The organism is Mucilaginibacter pineti, from assembly GCF_900101875.1.
Lineage (GTDB): Bacteria > Bacteroidota > Bacteroidia > Sphingobacteriales > Sphingobacteriaceae > Mucilaginibacter > Mucilaginibacter pineti.
Genome location: NZ_FNAI01000004.1, coordinates 269949 through 288317 on the forward strand (window position 1 = coordinate 269949; position 18369 = coordinate 288317).

General features: G+C 41.8%; 15 protein-coding genes. 9 read left to right on the plus strand and 6 right to left on the minus strand.

Annotation, left to right across the window (positions count from 1 at the left end):
- Positions 1–31 precede the first annotated feature (31 nt).
- Together BLS59_RS11750 and BLS59_RS11755 are read left to right on the plus strand one after the other, a co-directional pair.
- On the plus strand, positions 32–235 hold the full coding sequence (locus tag BLS59_RS11750) for a hypothetical protein (protein WP_091149433.1): 204 nt from the start codon (positions 32–34) through the stop codon (positions 233–235).
- Positions 236–286: 51 nt separating this feature from the next.
- Positions 287–793 carry a hypothetical protein gene (locus tag BLS59_RS11755; RefSeq protein WP_091149436.1) on the plus strand — a complete coding sequence of 169 codons (507 nt, stop codon included), beginning with the start codon at positions 287–289 and terminating at the stop codon, positions 791–793.
- 3 nt (positions 794–796) lie between these two features.
- Here the strand turns inward: BLS59_RS11755 and BLS59_RS11760 are convergent, their stop codons facing one another.
- Together BLS59_RS11760 and BLS59_RS11765 are read right to left on the minus strand one after the other, a co-directional pair.
- Positions 797–1573 (minus strand): SDR family oxidoreductase, encoded by a 777-nt coding sequence (locus tag BLS59_RS11760; protein ID WP_091149439.1) that lies wholly within the window; start codon positions 1571–1573, stop codon positions 797–799.
- Positions 1574–1728: 155 nt separating this feature from the next.
- A complete protein-coding gene (locus BLS59_RS11765; RefSeq protein ID WP_091149442.1) occupies positions 1729–4059 on the minus strand; it encodes an efflux RND transporter permease subunit in 2331 nt (776 codons plus the stop codon).
- A 222-nt stretch (positions 4060–4281) separates the two neighbouring features.
- On the opposite strand from BLS59_RS11765, the gene BLS59_RS11770 reads away from it, so the two are divergent.
- Both BLS59_RS11770 and recO read left to right on the plus strand, forming a co-directional pair.
- On the plus strand, positions 4282–4650 hold the full coding sequence (locus tag BLS59_RS11770) for a diacylglycerol kinase family protein (protein WP_091149444.1): 369 nt from the start codon (positions 4282–4284) through the stop codon (positions 4648–4650).
- The gene (gene recO, locus BLS59_RS11775) at positions 4640–5365 is read left to right on the plus strand and encodes a DNA repair protein RecO (protein WP_091149447.1); all 726 of its coding nucleotides are present in this window, start codon (positions 4640–4642) and stop codon (positions 5363–5365) included. The genes BLS59_RS11770 and recO overlap by 11 nt, the downstream gene beginning before the upstream one ends.
- A 66-nt stretch (positions 5366–5431) precedes the next feature.
- Here recO and BLS59_RS11780 read toward each other — a convergent pair whose 3' ends face one another.
- Positions 5432–5686, minus strand: coding sequence for a hypothetical protein (locus BLS59_RS11780; protein ID WP_143014111.1), 255 nt, complete (start codon positions 5684–5686; stop codon positions 5432–5434).
- Positions 5687–5950: 264 nt separating this feature from the next.
- On the minus strand, positions 5951–8152 hold the full coding sequence (locus BLS59_RS11785) for an ATP-binding protein (protein WP_091149451.1): 2202 nt from the start codon (positions 8150–8152) through the stop codon (positions 5951–5953).
- A 366-nt stretch (positions 8153–8518) separates the two neighbouring features.
- Here BLS59_RS11785 and BLS59_RS11790 point away from each other — a divergent pair, with 366 nt between their 5' ends.
- From BLS59_RS11790 to BLS59_RS11805, 4 genes are all read left to right on the plus strand, one after another.
- On the plus strand, positions 8519–11368 hold the full coding sequence (locus BLS59_RS11790; protein ID WP_091149454.1) for a sensor histidine kinase: 2850 nt from the start codon (positions 8519–8521) through the stop codon (positions 11366–11368).
- Between the two features lie 3 nt (positions 11369–11371).
- Positions 11372–12121, plus strand: coding sequence for a LytR/AlgR family response regulator transcription factor (locus BLS59_RS11795; RefSeq protein WP_091149457.1), 750 nt, complete (start codon positions 11372–11374; stop codon positions 12119–12121).
- A gap of 134 nt (positions 12122–12255) precedes the next feature.
- Positions 12256–13713, plus strand: a complete 1458-nt coding sequence (locus tag BLS59_RS11800; RefSeq protein WP_091149459.1) for a sensor histidine kinase — start codon at positions 12256–12258, stop codon at positions 13711–13713.
- Between the two features lie 3 nt (positions 13714–13716).
- Positions 13717–14403 (plus strand): LytR/AlgR family response regulator transcription factor, encoded by a 687-nt coding sequence (locus BLS59_RS11805; protein WP_091149462.1) that lies wholly within the window; start codon positions 13717–13719, stop codon positions 14401–14403.
- 25 nt (positions 14404–14428) lie between these two features.
- On the opposite strand, the gene BLS59_RS11810 is transcribed toward BLS59_RS11805, so the two are convergent.
- Positions 14429–15124, minus strand: a complete 696-nt coding sequence (locus BLS59_RS11810) for a Crp/Fnr family transcriptional regulator (protein ID WP_091149464.1) — start codon at positions 15122–15124, stop codon at positions 14429–14431.
- Positions 15125–15420: 296 nt separating this feature from the next.
- Between BLS59_RS11810 and BLS59_RS11815 the strand changes: the two genes are divergently transcribed.
- Positions 15421–17289, plus strand: a complete 1869-nt coding sequence (locus BLS59_RS11815; RefSeq protein WP_091149466.1) for a chloride channel protein — start codon at positions 15421–15423, stop codon at positions 17287–17289.
- A gap of 67 nt (positions 17290–17356) precedes the next feature.
- Here the strand turns inward: BLS59_RS11815 and BLS59_RS11820 are convergent, their stop codons facing one another.
- Entirely contained in the window at positions 17357–18265 is a 909-nt protein-coding gene (locus BLS59_RS11820; protein WP_091149591.1) for a glycoside hydrolase family 16 protein, read from the minus strand.
- Positions 18266–18369: the final 104 nt, after the last annotated feature.

The following is an 18369-nucleotide window of genomic DNA, read 5'->3' on the forward strand; positions in this document are numbered from 1 at the left end:
AATTTATAAATGATTTTTTTAATTTAGAAGAGTGAAAAATAAAGTAAAGCGTACTACAATATTGCTACTGGTGGCATTATTCCTGTTTTTGGCAACGACATTAGTCCCTGCTTTACAGAATTCTAAATGGAAAATAATTTTACAAGGTGCCGCCACCGGCCTTATCATGGCTGTTGTTGTGGTTTTAATTACTTTAATTATAGATTATTTGAAAGAGAATAAAACGAAGGTGTAGGTAAATTATATTTTAGACCTTAGTCCACGTATTCAAAGCGCCGGTGTTACCATGAAAAAATATCTATTTATTGCCTTAATGCTCATTAGCAGGCTATGCTTTTCGCAACCTGTTGATATAAACACAAGGCCCGCCTTTGAACTAAAGCTATTCGTTAGTGATTCCAACTTTTATAAGGCGGCAATGCCGGCCACCTCTTATGTCATTCAAAACAAAATAATCCAGATTTTTCCCGGCGAAGAAATTTTTATTGAGGCAGATATAGTTAAAGACAGTCTGGTAAACCTCAAAAGGGTTTCTGCAATTGTAAGTAAGAAAAAAACGTTAACTATTTCTTTTACCCAAATATCTGAAGGCAAGGCACACAAGCAAATGGAATTGAGGGTTAGTAATCCTTTTTCAAAAAATCTTGAATACAGTGCGCAGATGAATTTAATGAAACAGAAAAGATGGGTAAAAACTGATGTTTTACCTGTAAGAGCTGGGATACAATCGTTTGAATTCTGGCCCGATGTTATCACAACTATGGCCCTTTCTGATCTTTATTTAAAGGATTAGTCCCTAAAAAATACTCCTGTTTGCCCCGCCATCAACCTGTATAGTTGTACCACTGATGTAAGCTGCTTGTTCAGAGGCCAGGAAGGTTACCAGCGCAGCCAGTTCTTCGGGTTTACCTATGCGGCCAAGGGGGATGCTTTTGGCTTTGTCTTTTATGGCCGTTTCAGAGTCTATATCCTTTGGCAGGGTATGTTTTATACGGTCGGTTAAGATCAATCCCGGCGCTACATTGTTTACCGTGATATTATAGGGGCCAAATTCGTCGGCCATTAGTTTAGCCATGCCCACAACCCCCATCCGCATACTGGTTGATAGTACCGAATTACCCAGCACCGCCTTTACCGAACCACTGATAATATTAATGATACGCCCGCTGCCGGATTGTTGCATATACGGTAACACAAGTTTACTCAACCGGGCTACGCTAAGCAGGTTAAGGTCGAAGGCTTTTTGCCATTGTTCATCATCAAAGTTCTCAAACTTATCAAACGGCGGCCCACCGGCATTATTAACCAAAATATCTATCCTACCATAAGCTGCGGCAGCCTTTTTTACAAATTCGGCTATCTCATTGCCTTTTGAAACATCAACCGGGATAGCGATAACCTCATTACCCGTAAGCGCCTTTATTTCGGCAGCGGTTTGGTTTAGTTCCTTCTCATCGCGCGAGCCAATGATAACCTTAGCGCCTTCGGCGGCTAAGGCTGTGGCTATTGCCTTTCCCAAACCCTTACTGGCTGCCAGTACAAGGGCTACTTTGTTGTTGAGTTTAAGATCCATTTCAGATATAATTTAATATAAAAAGTAGTCATTTCGAACGTAGCGAGAAATCTTGTACGATATCAAAGTTCGAATGCGGGGCCGTATAATATCTCTCACTCGTGCCTCGTTTCGAGATGACACTTTTATATGATACTCTTACTTGATAGTAAGACTTACGCTATATCAATCCCTTTTGCTTTCTTCCTATCTGCCCGTTTTTCTAAACTTAGTAAAAACGCGGGCAGCAAGGTAAGGTTGCTTATCATGGCTACTAGCAGAGTTATGGACAGCAGTGTGCCCAAAGCCACCGTACCGCCAAATTTTGATACCACAAAAACACCGAAACCAAAGAATAGTACCGTGGCTATAAATATCATACTCACCCCCGTTTCGTGGATGGTATCGGTAACAATTTGCGAAATACTCTTTTTGGTGTTACGCAATTCGTGACGATAACGGGTAATAAAATATATAGTTTGATCGCTGGAAATACCCATAGCTATACTAAAGATCAATATGGTCGACGGCTTAAGCGGAATGCCGCAAAAACCCATGAGGCCTGCAGTAATAATTAGCGGCACCAGGTTGGGCAGCAAAGATACAGCTATCATTTTAACGCCACGAAATAGCACCCACATTACCCCGGCAATCAAGATAATGGCCCAGGCCAGGCTTTCGTAAAGGTTTTTAAGCAGATAGTTGGTGCCTTTTATAAATATGATACTGCTGCCGGTAAGCTCCACATGAAACTTTTTGGGGTTGAAGATAGAATCAATCCGCGGCTGTAGCTCGGCAAGTACCGAGTTCATTTTTTTCGATCCGGCATCTATCATTTCAAAGGTTACGCGGGTAACCTGGCGGGTACTGTCAAGATAGCTATTGAGTGTATTGCCGCTTTTGCCCGAGTTGCCGGCATAATTGAGAATAAAGTTTTGCTCCAGGCCATCGGGCAGGCGGTAGTAATCTTTATTACCCCCGTAAAATGCCTGAGTGCTAAATTTAAGCACCTGCACCAAAGAGATAGACCTGCTAAATTCGGGGTAAGAAGAGATGAGGGTTTCCAGTTTTTCTACCTTACGGATAACACCAAGGTTCATCACCCCGTTTTTGCGTTTGGTATCAATACTTACCTCCAGCGGCAGCACTCCTTTAAAACTCGATTCGAAATATTTAAGATCGGTTAGCGCTATGTTGTTTTGCGGCAGGTCATCAACCACATAACCATTGATATTTATACGGTAAATGCCCACTGCCGATATCGCTATAAGCACCAGCGTACCAATGTATATCCACCTGCGTTTTTTGTGCACCAATGTATCGATACAGGTTAGTGTGGCTACCATCAGCTTGCTATCCTTTATACCTGTATGTCTTGCTTTTGGTGCCGGCAGGTAGCTAAAAATAATGGGGATAAGTATAAGGCTTAGCGCAAAAGTAGCCATGATGCTTACCGATGCCACCATTCCAAACTGCACAAGGATGTCGCTGTGGGTAAAGCAAAGTACGCTGAAACCAATGGCCGTGGTAATGTTAGCTACGAATGTAGTGATACCAGCCTTTTCAATAGCTATACCAAGCGCGCCCAGTTTATCGCCCGATAGCTCATATTCGTGAAAATATTTATTGAGGATAAAAATTGTGTTCGGGATGCCGATAACCACAATAAGCGGCGGAATAATGCCGGTAAGTATGGTCATTTCGTACTTTAACAGAACAAGTACGCCCAGGCTCCAAACCACGCCTAAAATTATAATGATCACCGGGAATATCACCGGGAAAAACGCGCGGAAAAAGATGAGCAGGATAAGCGCCGATACCAATATCGACAAGCCTAAAAACAGCGACATTTCATGCGATACCAAATTACCCACCACATTGCGAATGTGCGGCAATCCCGAGTAATGCACTTTAATGCCGGTGCGTTTTTCAAACTCCTGCCCGGCTTTTAATATTTTGTTAATAATAGGTACCCGCGCCGATGAAATAAAGATCTTATCATCAAAGGTTACGGCCATTAGCGTGGTTTTACCGTCCTCACTTAAAATAAGGCCTTGGTAAAACGGCAAGTTTAAAAGCTGCTGCTTTACACTATCAACCGCTTGTTGGGTTGCCACCGGCCGGCTCACCAATGGCTTTATTACAAAGCGGTGCTGCAAGGTATCCTTCTGCAAATCGTAAATATTTGCTACCGAAATTACTGCTTTAATACCATGTACCGTTTTTAAACTATTGCCCGTTTTATACCATTCGTTAAAAACAGCCTTATTAAATATCTTTTCGGTTGATACAGCCAGCAGCATAGATGATGCATCCTGTCCAAAGGTTTGTTTAAACTGGTTGTACCGTATAAAAGCCGAATCGGTAACGGGCAGTACTTTACCACCGGTAAAGGTTACTTTAACCTTAAACGCCTCGTAGCCCATCAAAGCACTCAATGCCAATACTGTAAAGAGTATCACAAGCCGGTTTTTGAGGATAATTGAAGCAGTTTTTTCCCAGAACATTCTTTACAATTCTAAAACGAGGCGCTAAACTACGAATTTAGATTTACCCGCCCCGCCAAGAACTTTACTTTGTGACAATGGGTTAACCCGGTAAAGGCTAAAGGTTTATTACTAAAAAGCGGGTTCCCCGCTTTTTAGTAATAAACCGCCCCGCTCGTGTGTACTTATGTCGTTCGTTCTTGATGGCGCTTAAAAACTAAACAATAACACGTATTTTTGTATATGAAAAAACTGGTACGCAGTTTTGGTTTCGCGTTTAAGGGTTTGAGGTATACAACAACTACCCAGCTCAATTTCAGGATTCATTTGGCAGCGACGGTTTTGGCCGCGGCAATGGGTTTTTTGCTGCATATTGCCACAAACGAATGGTTGTGGATAACCTTGGCCATTGCTTTGGTTTTAATTACCGAACTTATAAATACCAGCATTGAAACCCTAACCGACCTGGTATCGCCAACCTATAATACAAAGGCGGGGCATGTAAAGGATGTATGTGCCGGGGCTGTAGTTATTGCCGCCTTGTTTGCATTAGTTACCGGCCTGGTTATATTTTTACCTAAACTTATTTTGCTGGTACACCATGCTGCATAAAACCCGGGGCATTATATTTAAAGCTACCGATTACGGCGAAAGCAGTGTAATTGTACAGATCTTCACCGAAAAATTTGGGCTGCAATCCTACATCATCAATGGGGCAAAAAAACCAAAGGCTAAAATAGGCCGCAATATGCTGCAGCCTTTGCATTTACTTAACTTGGTGGTTTATCATAAAAACACCGGCGGCGTGCAGCGCATTACCGAACTTAAAAATGCCCCGGTGCTGCTCACAATTCCTTATGATGTAGTAAAAAGCTGCATTGCCATGTTTTTAAACGAGGTGTTGTACAAATCCATAAAACAGCAATCGGCGGAGGAAAATATTTTTGATTTTGTGTTTAGCGCCATCGAGTGGCTTGACCATCAAACGGGTAGCGTTGCCAACTTTCATCTGCTATTCATGGCACAGCTAACCCGTTATCTCGGTTTTTATCCTGACAGGGCGCTGGCCGGTAACGCCGATTATTTCGACATGAAAAATGGCATCTTCAGTAAATTTAAGCCCGATAGCGTTTTGTATCTGTCGCCGCCGCATACGCAAAACTTCAGCAAGCTACTGTTATGCAATTTTGAGGATATGCAGCAATTAAAGTTGAGTAACGACGAGCGGCGGTACCTGATCCAGAAACTATTAGAATACTACGCCCTGCATATCGAAGGTTTCGGCAACATCCGGTCGGCGGATGTATTGGAGGAAGTATTATCGTAATGTATAAACCGGTGCAGCGAAACGTTCCCGTGTCGCCCAAAAACACTTCGCCGCACCGGCAAATTCTTAGGCACCCTGCTGTTCCAAAACATGCTTCTTGATAAACTCGATGCTTGAATCGGGCAGGTTGTTACCGCCGGTTTGGGTTAAGTTGCCATCGGGCTGTATGGTAAGTTCGGCGTTGATATTGTTATCTATAAAAACGTGCAGTTGATTTTGTTCTTTCTCCACCCGGCAGGTCAGATCCCGACCTCCAAAATGAAGCTGAAACTCATATTTGCCATCGTTTGCAGCAGGCGAGGTATCTTTAGGATCGATCATGATGGTGGTATTTATATAGATAACACCATAACTATGCCGATGTTTTTTTATTGGCAAATAAAATGCCATTGTCTTAAAGCAAAAAAGAGAAAACCAATGGCTTTCTCTTTTTTAGTTTGACTGACCTCATTATTTACCATAAAGAACTAATTGGTTAGATCGATAATAACAATTATTACAAATATATGCACTATAGGGTTAGTAGACTAATTATTTAATCAAAATTTAACATTCTTTTTTGCTTTTTATTTGATCTGCAATGATTTAAACCATCAAATCACTTTCGGTTATCAAAAAATTTATGAACGGCACCTCCTTTGTTTTTAGCACTCCGGCAATCTTTTCTATGAGATTTAACTCCGCAAAGGGTTTCAATACAATATCATTTACCCCGCTTCGCATGTAGTTATCCCTATCTTCCTTAAGCACATTTGCAGTAAGTGCAATAATAGGGGTTTCGGCCCTTAGCATGTTTTTGTTTTTGCGAATGTTGGCGGTAAGTTCCAAACCGCCCATTACAGGCATCAAAATATCGGTGAGTACCAAGTCATAATTATTGGCATTAAACAGCGCCAGCGCTTCCTGCCCGTTATAGGCCTTATGGCAAGTAATGCTCCATTTTTTTAATATGGTACTTGCCAGCAATACGTTAAGTTGGTTATCATCGGCCAGCAAAACGTGTTTGTTTTTAACTGCGCGGGCCAAATCCTCTTTACTTACGGGAGTTTCAACAACAATATCATTTTTATTGGCAGGCAAAAACGGCAGCTCAAAGCTAAATACCGATCCTTTTCCCAATTCGCTTATTACGCGGATGCTGCCGCCCTGTAGTTCTATTATTTTTTTACAAATAGCCAGACCAAGCCCTGTGCCTTTACGGTGCGTTACCTTTTGCGCGTCGCTCACCTGTACAAACTCATCAAAAATAGCGGGCAAATCTTGCTTTTTTATACCGATACCATTATCTTTAACCCTCACTTTTAATGCTGCTTGCCCGTCTGTTTGGGTCATGAGCCTTGCATGCAGTAAAACAGTTCCGTTAGTGCTAAACTTAATGGCATTTACCAAAAGGTTCATTACTACCTGTTTAAGGCGCAGTACATCGCCGGTAAAACAGGTGTTTTTATCAAACTGTAAATTCATTTTTAGTTTGATGCCTTTTTTGGCGGCCTGTATACTCACGGTGTTTAATACATCCTCCAAGGCTTGATAAGGCATAAAGGGCTGACTTTCGAAGTTAATCTTGCCGGTTTCGTATTTAGAAAAATCAAGGATCTCGTTAACCACCTCCAGCAGCATTTGTGATGAACTGCGAATGGCGTTTATCTGCTCGGTTTGCTCATCATCAAGCCTGGTCATGCTCAATTGCTCAGAAAAACCAAGCACCGAATTTAAAGGTGTACGTATCTCATGGCTCATGCTAGCCATAAAACTGCTTTTGGCAACGGCATATTCTTCGGCTTTTTCTGAATGATAAACCAGATAACGCCCGTTATGGTACAACTTCCAGATATTGTAAAGTACGACAACCATAAGTATAAACAGTGCTGCTATGGTTAATTTAGATAGATAACCATACTCATTAAACACATCGCTCACTTGGTCGGCTAATTCTACTTTGCTTTCCCGGGCGTAGTTTTGCTCAGCAATTTTATATTGCTTAAGTGATTTTATTATCTCCGAGATAAGGTTATTATTAATCCGCAGTATCTCGCGCTCGCTGTTTTTAAGATTGGCATTGGCGTTAAAAAGGCGAATATGATCTTCGGTTGGTTTAGGCCTCAGATGGATGTACTCAGTTCTTACCTGTTCTACTGTTTTAATCTGTGTATCTCGCTTAATGATCATCGCATCGGCAGGTTTCTGGTCTTTTTGTTTGCCCGAAAATGCAGCCACTATCCGCCCGAAGAATTTTTTCCGTTCGGGTGCTTTTGCCGGCAACTTAATGGTATCTATGTGTATTGTTGAGCTTGTTATTTTAACAACAGGCATAGCCACGGTCGTTTTCTTAACCGATTGCATTTTTTCGGCCTTAATAGATAGCTTTATAAGGCTGTCTGTAAGCTGTTGAAGTTTTAAATAATTATCTGTTTTGGCGGCTTTTTCACTAATAAGTTTGCCCAGTGTAGCCGGGGTAAGGTTGGTTGAATATTGCTGATCGGACTTTACCTTTTTCACGGTGGCCGATACCTCCTTTATTTGGATGGCAAACTTTCTTTTGTACTCCTTATCGCCGGTTAAAGCATATAAATGAATGTTATTATCGGCGCTATATAAAATAAGCAAACAGCTATCAATAAGCGATGAATTTTCGCGGGCCGAGATAAGTTTTCCGATACTGTTTTTTAAATTTTGCGCCCTGTGATAATGCAGATACAGATAGAACACGCCCGAGAAAAGAACAACCAACAAGGCGACAATTAATCCGTATCTTTTTATAGGTATTTTATTTACTCCTTTAATCATAGTGATAAGATATATTACCGTTCATACTAAGCTTATGAATGATAATCAACCGTTGCATTATGCATTAATTCAACGTTTAATTGTTAATTAACTTAATATGAAAGCTTTGGTTTTTAAAGATTTAGAGCGTAAAGTTGTGCTGGGCGTAAAAAAGCAGGCTTAATTATATCATAGGCCCGTTTCAACAAATTTGTTACAAAACAGCAAATCAGTGCATTTAAAAGATATCCATCTGGTAAATTAAACGGTATGAATGCACATCTTAATTGCGTTTATTTGCCGAATAATAAGTGATAACTACCGCTTGCTCAATGACCAATAATACTACCCTATCATTTCGGCTCCTTTGTTTCAAATAACAAAACAATGAAACAGAGAAAACTTTTAATGATAACCCTGGGGATGCTATTCCCGCTGTTGTTATCGGCCCAAAACCCATTCCTTAAACTAAAGCCCGGCGACTGGTTTAAAGTGCAGGTAAACATTAACTCCCGCGAGGGCCAAACAATTGGCGCCGGCTCATCCGTCGAAGACCTGATGACTAGCGAACAGGGCAAAAGCCAATACGACATTAGGTTCGTATTAAATAAACAATTAGCGAACGGGCATGAATTGTACAATGCTACGCTTGAGCGGCTAAAGTTTAAGCGTTATTTCGCCGATAAATGGTATGGCTATGACAGCTATTATCCCGCTTACCTGCAAGGCAATAGCGATACACTTTCGCGGATAACCTTAGGGGTTGAAATTGACGCGCAAGGCAAGGTTATTAAGATAGATGACCATAAAAAGCCCTACCCACAAATTATGATAACGGAGATAAGCCCAAAAAAGGTGATCAGCAATATGTCTTCACAAAGCTATGAGTCGCTTCCACCGCCGTTCCTAAATAGTCTTTTTAACATTATTGCCACTACTATTAAAAAGGGCAATATGCAGGCGTTAAGTGGCAAGCCAATCAGTGGATTAAAAGATGTTGTATCAAATAAGGCTATCGAAAGTGATATCTCCATTCTACCTGTTGCCGCATCGTTCCCGGTACGTAAAAACGTACTTATTACCGGTAAAATATTGCACCACCTTACCGGCAATAATAAGCCAGAAATTTATACTGACTTTGGCACTATAAAAATTAATGCCGACGGAACTTTTAAAACTGAAATACTGCTTACCGAACCTACAGCCGTGTTATTTATTTATGGGCAAAACCCGCTAAACACTATAAAACCACTCGTAAAACCCGGTGATACCTTAACCATTACTGCCGATGCTTTGGAACCACAAGATGCAGAAACAGTAAAGAAACTTGTTCGCGGCCCTTACTTCAGCGGGCCCTTTTTGGAAACGGTTACTTATTCAGGATCGGGAGCTGCCGATGCTGCCGCACAAAAACCACTATATCAACTTTATATGCAGCAAGGCAACCAGTTTCCGGATATGATGGCGGCTTCAAAATCAATGGATAGTTTTATAGCCTTCCAGGAAAAAGGCAAAAAGGATTTCGACGCTTTGATCAATACCCTTAAAGGCAAAGTTTCAAAAACCGCTATCGATTATTATACTAACGAATGGATTTACTTGCAGGCCGAAGCCAGATTATACGTGCTTTATCATAATAATTACCTGTACACTCCTCAATCTGCTGCATCCTTTGAGGGTTTTCCAGCCAATTACTTTTCAGACATTGACAACCTGCCGGTATTGATGAATGATTATCCTAACAGTGATTGGTATAAAACCTGTTTCAATTGGCTGGTGCTTTACCGCAGCGCAAAGCTTAAACTGATTAACGGTGGTCAAAACGGTTTCCTGACAGATTATTCGGCATGTTTGGCGTCATTTAAGGGCTATGCGCTTTACCTGGCACTTTCAAAACAGTTGGACCAGGAATTACATGCCAGCCACTTTAAAGACCTTGCTAAACTTAAACCATACTATCTTGATTTTATAAATAATTGCGGTGATACCACCCTTACCAAACCTATCATAGAAAAATGGAACACACTGGCAGCCTGGGAACCCGGTAAGTCATCTCCATTAAACATAACATTCAAAAACGGACAAAAACTCGATCTGGAAAAATTTAAAGGGAAACAGGTATGTGTTATTATAAACTATACCTCGCCCGATGACCTGAAACAGTACGAACCCTTTATCAAAAAACAAGATCCCGAAAAAGTACAGTTTGTAATTATACAGCTGGCCTCGCGGGGATATGGAGCTATGACCATTGACGGCTCGTTTTTAAAGAAGCCCAATATAAGTTATAACGAGGTTGATGGCAGCCCGCTAAACATGAAGGGAGTTGAGATTTACGGTGGTGAATCAAGCGTATACTTTTTTGATAAGTGGTTACGGGTAGTTGATGATATACCTAATATTGGCAGCAACCTTTTCATGAACAACGAAACCAACAAGTCCGAGATTGATTACGAACGGCTTGACAAGGCCTTGCAAAAAGCAACCGCGGTAACACGGTACAGCAAGGATCAAAAAACAAAATTTTACACAACTTTAGGATGGGGCGCAAGCTCCATCCTTTTGGCATTTATAGCGGGTTATCTGATTTACAGGAATCGCGTAGCAAAAATAAAACGCGAACTAAACGTAAAACAACGCATAAAAGAGTTGGAGATAAAAGCAATCCGCTCGCAAATGAACCCGCATTTTATCTTTAACGCCTTAAACTCCATCCAGTCGCTTATCAACAGCAAACTGTATAAGGAGGCCAATATCTACCTCGAAAAATTTGCTTTGATGATGCGTAAGGTGCTTAACAATTCGGAGAAAAGCATGGTTGCTTTATCCGAAGAGCTGGACGCCGTGACCTTGTATTGCCAGTTAGAGCAGTTGCGTTTTGATTTTGATTTAAACATGCAGATAGCCCCCGGCCTTAATACCGAGCTGATTGAGATCCCCGGTATGATCATACAGCCACTGGTAGAGAACGCCATTATTCACGGCCTTGCACAAAAGGGCGCCGAGGGAAAGCTCGAAATTAATATATTTACCACTGACAATAACCTGAGTGTAATAGTAAGCGATAATGGCCCGGGATTTAATGGCAACCCTGTTAACCCAAATAGTTTCGGACTTAAACTGGTTAACGAACGACTAAGTATTTTGCAGGCTGATGGCCACAAGGCACAACTAATTTTGGCTAACCAGGATAATGGTACAGGCGCTATTGTTACACTTACACTCCCAATTAACTAAACCGTGGTAATTAAAAGTATACTGGTTGATGATGAGCCAAAAAGCAGGAAAAACCTGCGCCTGCTATTACAGGAATATTGCCCCGGCGTTGAGGTTATTGGCGAGGCCACATCGCCCGCCGAAGCTATTAAACTCATCAGGCAGCTACAACCCGACCTGCTTTTCCTGGATATTGAAATGGGTGCCGAATCGGGGTTCGACCTCTTGCGCTCGTTAAACGGGGCGCAAACCTTCGAGGTTATTTTTGTAACCGCCTTTGATAAATATGGCATCCAGGCGGTTAAGGCCTGTGCTATTGATTACCTGCTAAAACCTATTAATATTTTAGAACTTACCAGCGCGGTTGATAAAGCATTGCAGCACATTGGCCCAAAAAAAGAAAACCTACGCCTAAAAGAACTGATCTCAAACCTCGACCGTGGCGAAGACGAACAGCGTATTGCTATAGCCATGGCGGAGAAAATTGAGTTTGTAACCATCAACAACATCATACGCCTGCAAGCCGAGGGCAACTACACGCACATTTATCTTAACAACGGCAAAAAATATATGGTGAGTAAAACCTTGAAAGATTATGACGACCTGCTGGTACCGTTTGGCTTTTTACGCACCCATCAGTCGCACCTGGTAAACTTCAAAAAAATAGCATCCTATGTAAAAACCGAAGGTGGCTTTATTATAATGAGCGATGGCAGCCAGGTACCGGTATCGCGCATGAAAAAAGACGAGATCCTTAAAAAGATCATGATATGATAAACAACCGAATATGAATTAAGTCGGGATTTTGCATGTTCATCACATTTTTGGGTAGCTTCGTCACATTTAAATATTAAAAAAAATACGCTTTTGTACCATTGTGCCATTAAATAACCAAACCCACAAAAGCCATGTATAAACAACTAAACATGAAATTAAAGAACGATGTTGCCCGGATTGAATTCTGGATAGTGACGGGCATCATCCTCACTTCCCTGCTATTCACAATAGGCGATGAAATTCGTGTAACCGACCTTAAAAACAATTACCTAAGCGGCCTTATTGTACCCATTTTATTTAACTCCATTGTTACTTTTATTAGTTACCTTTTGCTCTGTTTTTATGTGGAGCCGGCTTTTGAAAAGGAAAACCAGCCAGCAGCATCCAATACGCTTTTTGTATTTATTTTCATCGGTGCCTGTACTATATTGGGCATTATAAACCTATACTTTGCCGCCTTACTGGCCATAAAAATATTATTGTTGTTGTTTAACAGAAATACCAGGAATAAAGAAAACGCCTTATACTACGAAGCAGCCTTACTTACCGCATCATGGATACTCCTTGTAGTAGGCTCGCTATATCTTTCGTTACCCGAAGCTGTTAAATTTTACATCATATTTGCCGGCCCGGCAGCCATAATAATATATCTTTATTCGGTACACAGGTTATTACCAAAACTTTTTATCCGCAATAAGGGCTTAGGGAACTACGCTGGCCGTATGGTTTTATTAACCCTTTTTTCGTGCTTAATATTAACCGGTATCGGCTTTTGCTTTGAATACCCAAACCGGATGTTCAGCACAGCAACTGCCATCTTCTCATTACATGTTTATACCGATGGAAATCAAATAGCTGTTATCGTGATCGGTAATTTTTTTACACAGCTATTATTGGTAATGCCCATCTCATGGAATATACATAAAAGCCGCAATGCCAGACAAGATGAAGAGATTAAAACCCTTAAAACCGAGTTGGGCAAATCAGATGCTAATCTCAACTTCCTTAAATCGCAGATAAACCCGCACTTTTTGTTTAATGCCCTTAACACACTTTACGGCACTGCCCTGCAGGAAAATGCCGAACGCACTGGTGAGGGCATTCAGAAACTTGGCGATATGATGCGTTTTATGCTACAGGAAAACACGCAGGATACCATCCGCCTATCGCGCGATATTGATTACCTCAACAACTACATCCTGCTGCAAAAGCTGCGCACATCAACCTCAGAAGATGTTACCATTGAAACACAAATAGAGGAATATACCGGCGATTTAATGATAACGCCCATGCTGTTGATCCCCTTTGTGGAAAACGCCTTTAAACATGGTATCAGCCTGCAAAACCCGTCACACATAAAGGTAACACTGCAAACCAAGGATAATACCCTTTATTTTGATGTACATAACAGCATTCATATCCGCCCCGATAACGACCCTGAAAAAGGGCAGAGCGGTATTGGCCTCGAAAACGTAAAACAACGCCTCAGCCTGTTATATCCCGATAGGTATGACCTGGTGATCCGCCAGAATGCCAAGGAATTTTTTATTCACTTAACAGTGCAATTAATATCAAATAGCTACATTTAACTAATGATAGCCATTGCCATTGACGACGAACCCATAGCCCTTGATGTTGTAAGATCTCATGCGGCTAAGGTTCCGTTTGTGGAACTTAGCGCCACTTTTACGAATGCTTTCGATGCGTTGACCTACCTGCAGCAGAACAAGATAGATCTTATTTTCCTGGATATAAAAATGCCCGATATAAGCGGGATAGATTTCCTGCACAGCCTCACCAATCCGCCTATGGTGGTGTTTACAACCGCCTATTCGGAACATGCCGTAAAAAGCTTTGAGCTTGATGCTATTGATTACCTGTTAAAACCCTTCTCGCTATCGCGATTTTTAAAGGCCTGCAATAAAGCGCAGGAGCTTTATACCCTTCGCAATCGCCAGCCCCAGACCGAAGAACCGGCATCCGTATTTATAAAAGACGGCTACGAGCAAATTAAAGTAATGCTTGCCGATATTTTATTTATTGAGGCGGCTGGCAACTACACCAAAGTATACCTCGAAGGCGATAAACAACTAAGCACCCGCGTAACCATAAGCGATATGCAGCAGCTGCTCCCCTCACCACGGTTTATCCGCACGCACCGCGCATTTATAGTGGCCCGCGAAAAAGTTACCCGGTTTGACAGGGCGCAAATAAACATCGGCAACCATACCATCCCCATTGGGGCTACGTATACGCAATGTTTACAGGAGCTTTATTGAACGTGCTTTAACGGAACACAACTATTTAAACCTTCTTTTCAAGCGTCATGGCTTGTAATGCCTGTTCATTCAACAACTTAATATTTTTGCCGGTTATGGCAATCAAATTGTTTTGCAAAAACTCCTGGGTAACTTTAAACAAGGTTTCGTAGGCAACGCTGGCATATGATGAAAGGTCCTGCCTGGTAAGTTCAATATTAAGGTAACCATCGGTATTTAGTCCAAATTGATCTTTAAGTGATAACAGCGCTTGCGCTATGCGCTCTTTTACGGGCATATGTGCCAGGTTGCGCATCCGTTTTTCCGATTCATTCAGCTCATTGGCAAAAAAGCGCATCAATTTATAGGTAAACTGGTTGTTTACATTTAATGACGATTCAAAAAAATCCATTTTAAGGTAGCAGACAACCGATGGTTCAATAGCCGTTGCTGATATGGGATAAGATGTGGTATCGGCCAAACCCAAATGCCCTAAAATATCGCCTTGTTTTGCAAACCGTAATATGAGGTCTTTTTCCTGATCCCAGCGTTTATGTACTTTAATAATGCCGCTATATACAAAGTAGATCCCGGTAACATTATCCCCTTCCTTAAATAACTGTTGCCCTTTTTTTACAACAAAGTTTTCCCTGTTTGCTGCAATAGCGGGTAACCAGTCTTTTAAACAGTTCCGGCACAAAAAGCAGGTGTTTAAATCACATATATGGGTTGTTTTTGTCATAAAATTTTGGCCTGGTTAACGAGTGCAATATTAATTATTATATAGTCAATTAAAAGTTAAACACACCATATCCCCTCCATAAAGCCACAAGTGCCGATGCAAATATCGCGCTTCAAATACATTGTTTAAACAATAAAAATATAAATAAAATTGCAATTTAATTAATTTTAATATTGTATAAACAATATTTTTAATAAAATTTCAATTGCTAAAACATTTAATAATGTATACTTTTGCAAAATCAAAACAACATGTTATTCTCGTAACGGCAGGCAATCGGTTCTGCACCATGAAAAATGAAAAAACACAACATCGGGAACGGAATCCCCATTTCGCCCATATTAAACTCCTTTGAGCCATCAGTAAACAACTCAAAAAACAACTGGGCCACAAAAAAGCGCCTGCTATTTATTTCCTGCCTTTCAATAGCAGTAGCTGTAGCTATAAGCCTTATTGCAAAAGCGTTGATCTATCTTATTAACTTGGTAACAAATATTTCTTTTTACGGCTTGTTTGAGTTTGGCTTCCACAGTCCGGCTGGTAATCACCTGGGCTTGCTGGTTATTATTATACCCGCCATTGGCGGTATATTGGTTGGTTTAATGGCCGTATACGGGTCAAAAGCCATCAGGGGCCACGGTATACCGGAAGCCATGGAACAAATACTGGTGAATGGCAGTAAGATAAAGCCATCCATTACTTTTTTAAAGCCTATATCATCGGCTATAGCCATAGGAACCGGTGGCCCGTTTGGAGCCGAAGGCCCCATTATTGCTACCGGTGGGGCATTGGGTTCAACTTTGGGGCAGCTGTTCAGGATCTCATCAAACGAGCGTAAGATCATTTTAGCATCGGGTGCTACGGCGGGCATGTCGGCCATCTTTGGTACACCCATAGCAGCTGTTTTCCTGGCCATTGAATTATTGCTATTTGAGTTTTCACCAAAATCAATTTTACCGGTAGCGCTGGCGTGCATAACCGGGGCTGCAGGTCATCATTTATTGTTTGAAAGCGGCCCCGTATTTGCCATGCCCGATCTTGCTACACCATCAAACCTTTCATTGGCTGTTTATAGTTTTATAGGATTAATTATAGGGTTTTTATCACTGGGAATCACCAAAATTGTATATCTTATTGAAGATAGCTTCGAAAAACTCCCCCTTAACTGGATGTGGTGGCCGGCAATAGGAGGTTTGGCTGTAGGTGTTATTGGCTATTTCGCGCCACATACACTGGGCGTTGGATACGATAATATTACCGGCATCCTATCGGGCAAATGGCCGTTAACCCTTATTTGTACCTTATGTCTTTTTAAATTCCTATCGTGGGCTATTGCCTTGGGTAGCGGCACATCGGGCGGTACACTGGCGCCTTTACTAACTATTGGCGGCGCAGCGGGTGCCATTATTGGCACCCTGATACAGACCTGGTTTCCGCAGGCAGGTATCATTATTCCAATGGCAGCGCTTATTGGCATGTCGGCCATGTTCGCGGGGGCATCAAGAGCTTACTTAACCAGCATTACCTTTGCTCTTGAAGCAACCATGCAGTCGCACGCTTTACTGCCTTTATTAGGCGCATGTACTGCTGCATACATCGTTTCGTTTATATTTATGGAAAACACCATCATGACCGAGAAGATAGCCCGTCGCGGTGTTTTCACACCCGACTCCTTTGAACCCGATATTTTACAAAAAATAAATGTGGCAAGGGTTATCAACGGTAAAAAAACAATACTGAACGCGTATGCTACTATACTTGAGGTAAGGGAATTGTTAAAGAACCAAAACGTTCAGGACAGTTTCCTGGTAACAACAGACAACGATAACAGGTATACCGGAACGGTTAAATTATCAGACATTTACAAATACCGCGAAAACCTGGAAACCTCATTAAGGGAAATCACACAACCTGATCACCTGTCGGTTCAAAGCAATGATAACCTGCGTAAGGCTGTTGAGCTGATGTCTGAACAAAAGGCCGAGGTGCTGCCCGTTCTTTCGGCTGATGATCATAGGGTTATAGATGTGCTATCATACCGCGATATAATACTGAGCTACAAATATCACATACAGGATAACGACCAGGCAAGTACTTTTATATCATTAAAACGCAAACGCATTAAAATGATGCTGAGAAACAAAAAAGCAAAAACAAGAGGATAAGCCTATCCTTAATAACACAAAAAACCGCCCGGATAAACCGGGCGGTTTTTTGTGTTGTTTAACTGATCTACCTGGTCTGATCGCTCCTTTTGGTAACGCGCACCCAATCTACCAGCATTTTTACTTTGTTGTTTTTCACCATGTTGGCAGTTGATTGCGGCATGCCCAGGTAAGGCGTTTTAAGGTTATTTATTTTTACCGGATAGGCTCCGCCCAGGGCATAATTCAACATCAGGAACTGGGGGGTATCATACGCCCACTTACCGTAATGTTCAACCATGTGCCTGTTGATACGGAACATCAGTACGCCGTCGTATTTGAACAGCAGGCTGTCAGGTGTCCAATCCACAGCGTAGGTATGCCATTGAGTTACGTCATTATTTGGTGGGAAGTACTGGCGGTTTACAAAAGGGGTTTCGCCGCTGTAGCCGGGACCATGTACAGCTGCACTGGCCCAGTCCTTTTCGCCAACGTGCTCCATGATATCAATTTCTCCGCAGGCTGGCCATTCGCCGTTAGTACCCAGCATCCACCAGGCCGGCCACAGACCAGAACCTTCGGTAACCTTGATCCTTGCTTCGGCGGTGCCGTAGGTAAACTCAAATTTATCTTTTGTATTTATCCGGCCCGATATAAAATCGAAACTTTGCCCATCCTTGGTTTTAAAGCCTGGTGCCGAGCGCGGCTGCAATACCAACGCACCATTGGCGGCACCCTCAGCCTGTGCGCCATGCGCTATAAATATTGTTGCCGATGAATCGACATAAGCCTGTAGTTCATTATTGAAATGCATACCGGTTACCTCAACGTTCCACTTGGCATTATCCAGCTTGTTACCGTTAAAGTCGTCAAAAAAAACCACCTTTTCATTGGGGCCTGCGGCACTGGTTTGTTTTAACGGCGAACATGATGCCAGCAATACAATGGCACCCAAAACACCCAGTATACACTTGTATTTATATTTGTAATGGTTCATAATAATCAGGGAGTTAAAAGCATTTGCATGCCTCATTCTTTACAAAAAACCCAATACCATCCCTCTGATGCTTATTCTGTATAAGAAAAAGACCAGATCAAAAG

Bases quoted from the DNA above. Each gene is read 5' to 3' on its own strand.
- BLS59_RS11755 (WP_091149436.1), top strand. From the start codon at position 287: ATGAAAAAATATCTATTTATTGCCTTAATGCTCATTAGCAGGCTATGC.
- BLS59_RS11760 (WP_091149439.1), bottom strand. From the start codon at position 1,573: ATGGATCTTAAACTCAACAACAAAGTAGCCCTTGTACTGGCAGCCAGT.
- BLS59_RS11765 (WP_091149442.1), bottom strand. From the start codon at position 4,059: ATGTTCTGGGAAAAAACTGCTTCAATTATCCTCAAAAACCGGCTTGTG.
- BLS59_RS11770 (WP_091149444.1), top strand. From the start codon at position 4,282: ATGAAAAAACTGGTACGCAGTTTTGGTTTCGCGTTTAAGGGTTTGAGG.
- recO (WP_091149447.1), top strand. From the start codon at position 4,640: ATGCTGCATAAAACCCGGGGCATTATATTTAAAGCTACCGATTACGGC.
- BLS59_RS11780 (WP_143014111.1), bottom strand. From the start codon at position 5,686: ATGATCGATCCTAAAGATACCTCGCCTGCTGCAAACGATGGCAAATAT.
- BLS59_RS11785 (WP_091149451.1), bottom strand. From the start codon at position 8,152: ATGATTAAAGGAGTAAATAAAATACCTATAAAAAGATACGGATTAATT.
- BLS59_RS11790 (WP_091149454.1), top strand. From the start codon at position 8,519: ATGAAACAGAGAAAACTTTTAATGATAACCCTGGGGATGCTATTCCCG.
- BLS59_RS11800 (WP_091149459.1), top strand. From the start codon at position 12,256: ATGTATAAACAACTAAACATGAAATTAAAGAACGATGTTGCCCGGATT.
- BLS59_RS11805 (WP_091149462.1), top strand. From the start codon at position 13,717: ATGATAGCCATTGCCATTGACGACGAACCCATAGCCCTTGATGTTGTA.
- BLS59_RS11810 (WP_091149464.1), bottom strand. From the start codon at position 15,124: ATGACAAAAACAACCCATATATGTGATTTAAACACCTGCTTTTTGTGC.
- BLS59_RS11815 (WP_091149466.1), top strand. From the start codon at position 15,421: ATGAAAAAACACAACATCGGGAACGGAATCCCCATTTCGCCCATATTA.
- BLS59_RS11820 (WP_091149591.1), bottom strand. From the start codon at position 18,265: ATGAACCATTACAAATATAAATACAAGTGTATACTGGGTGTTTTGGGT.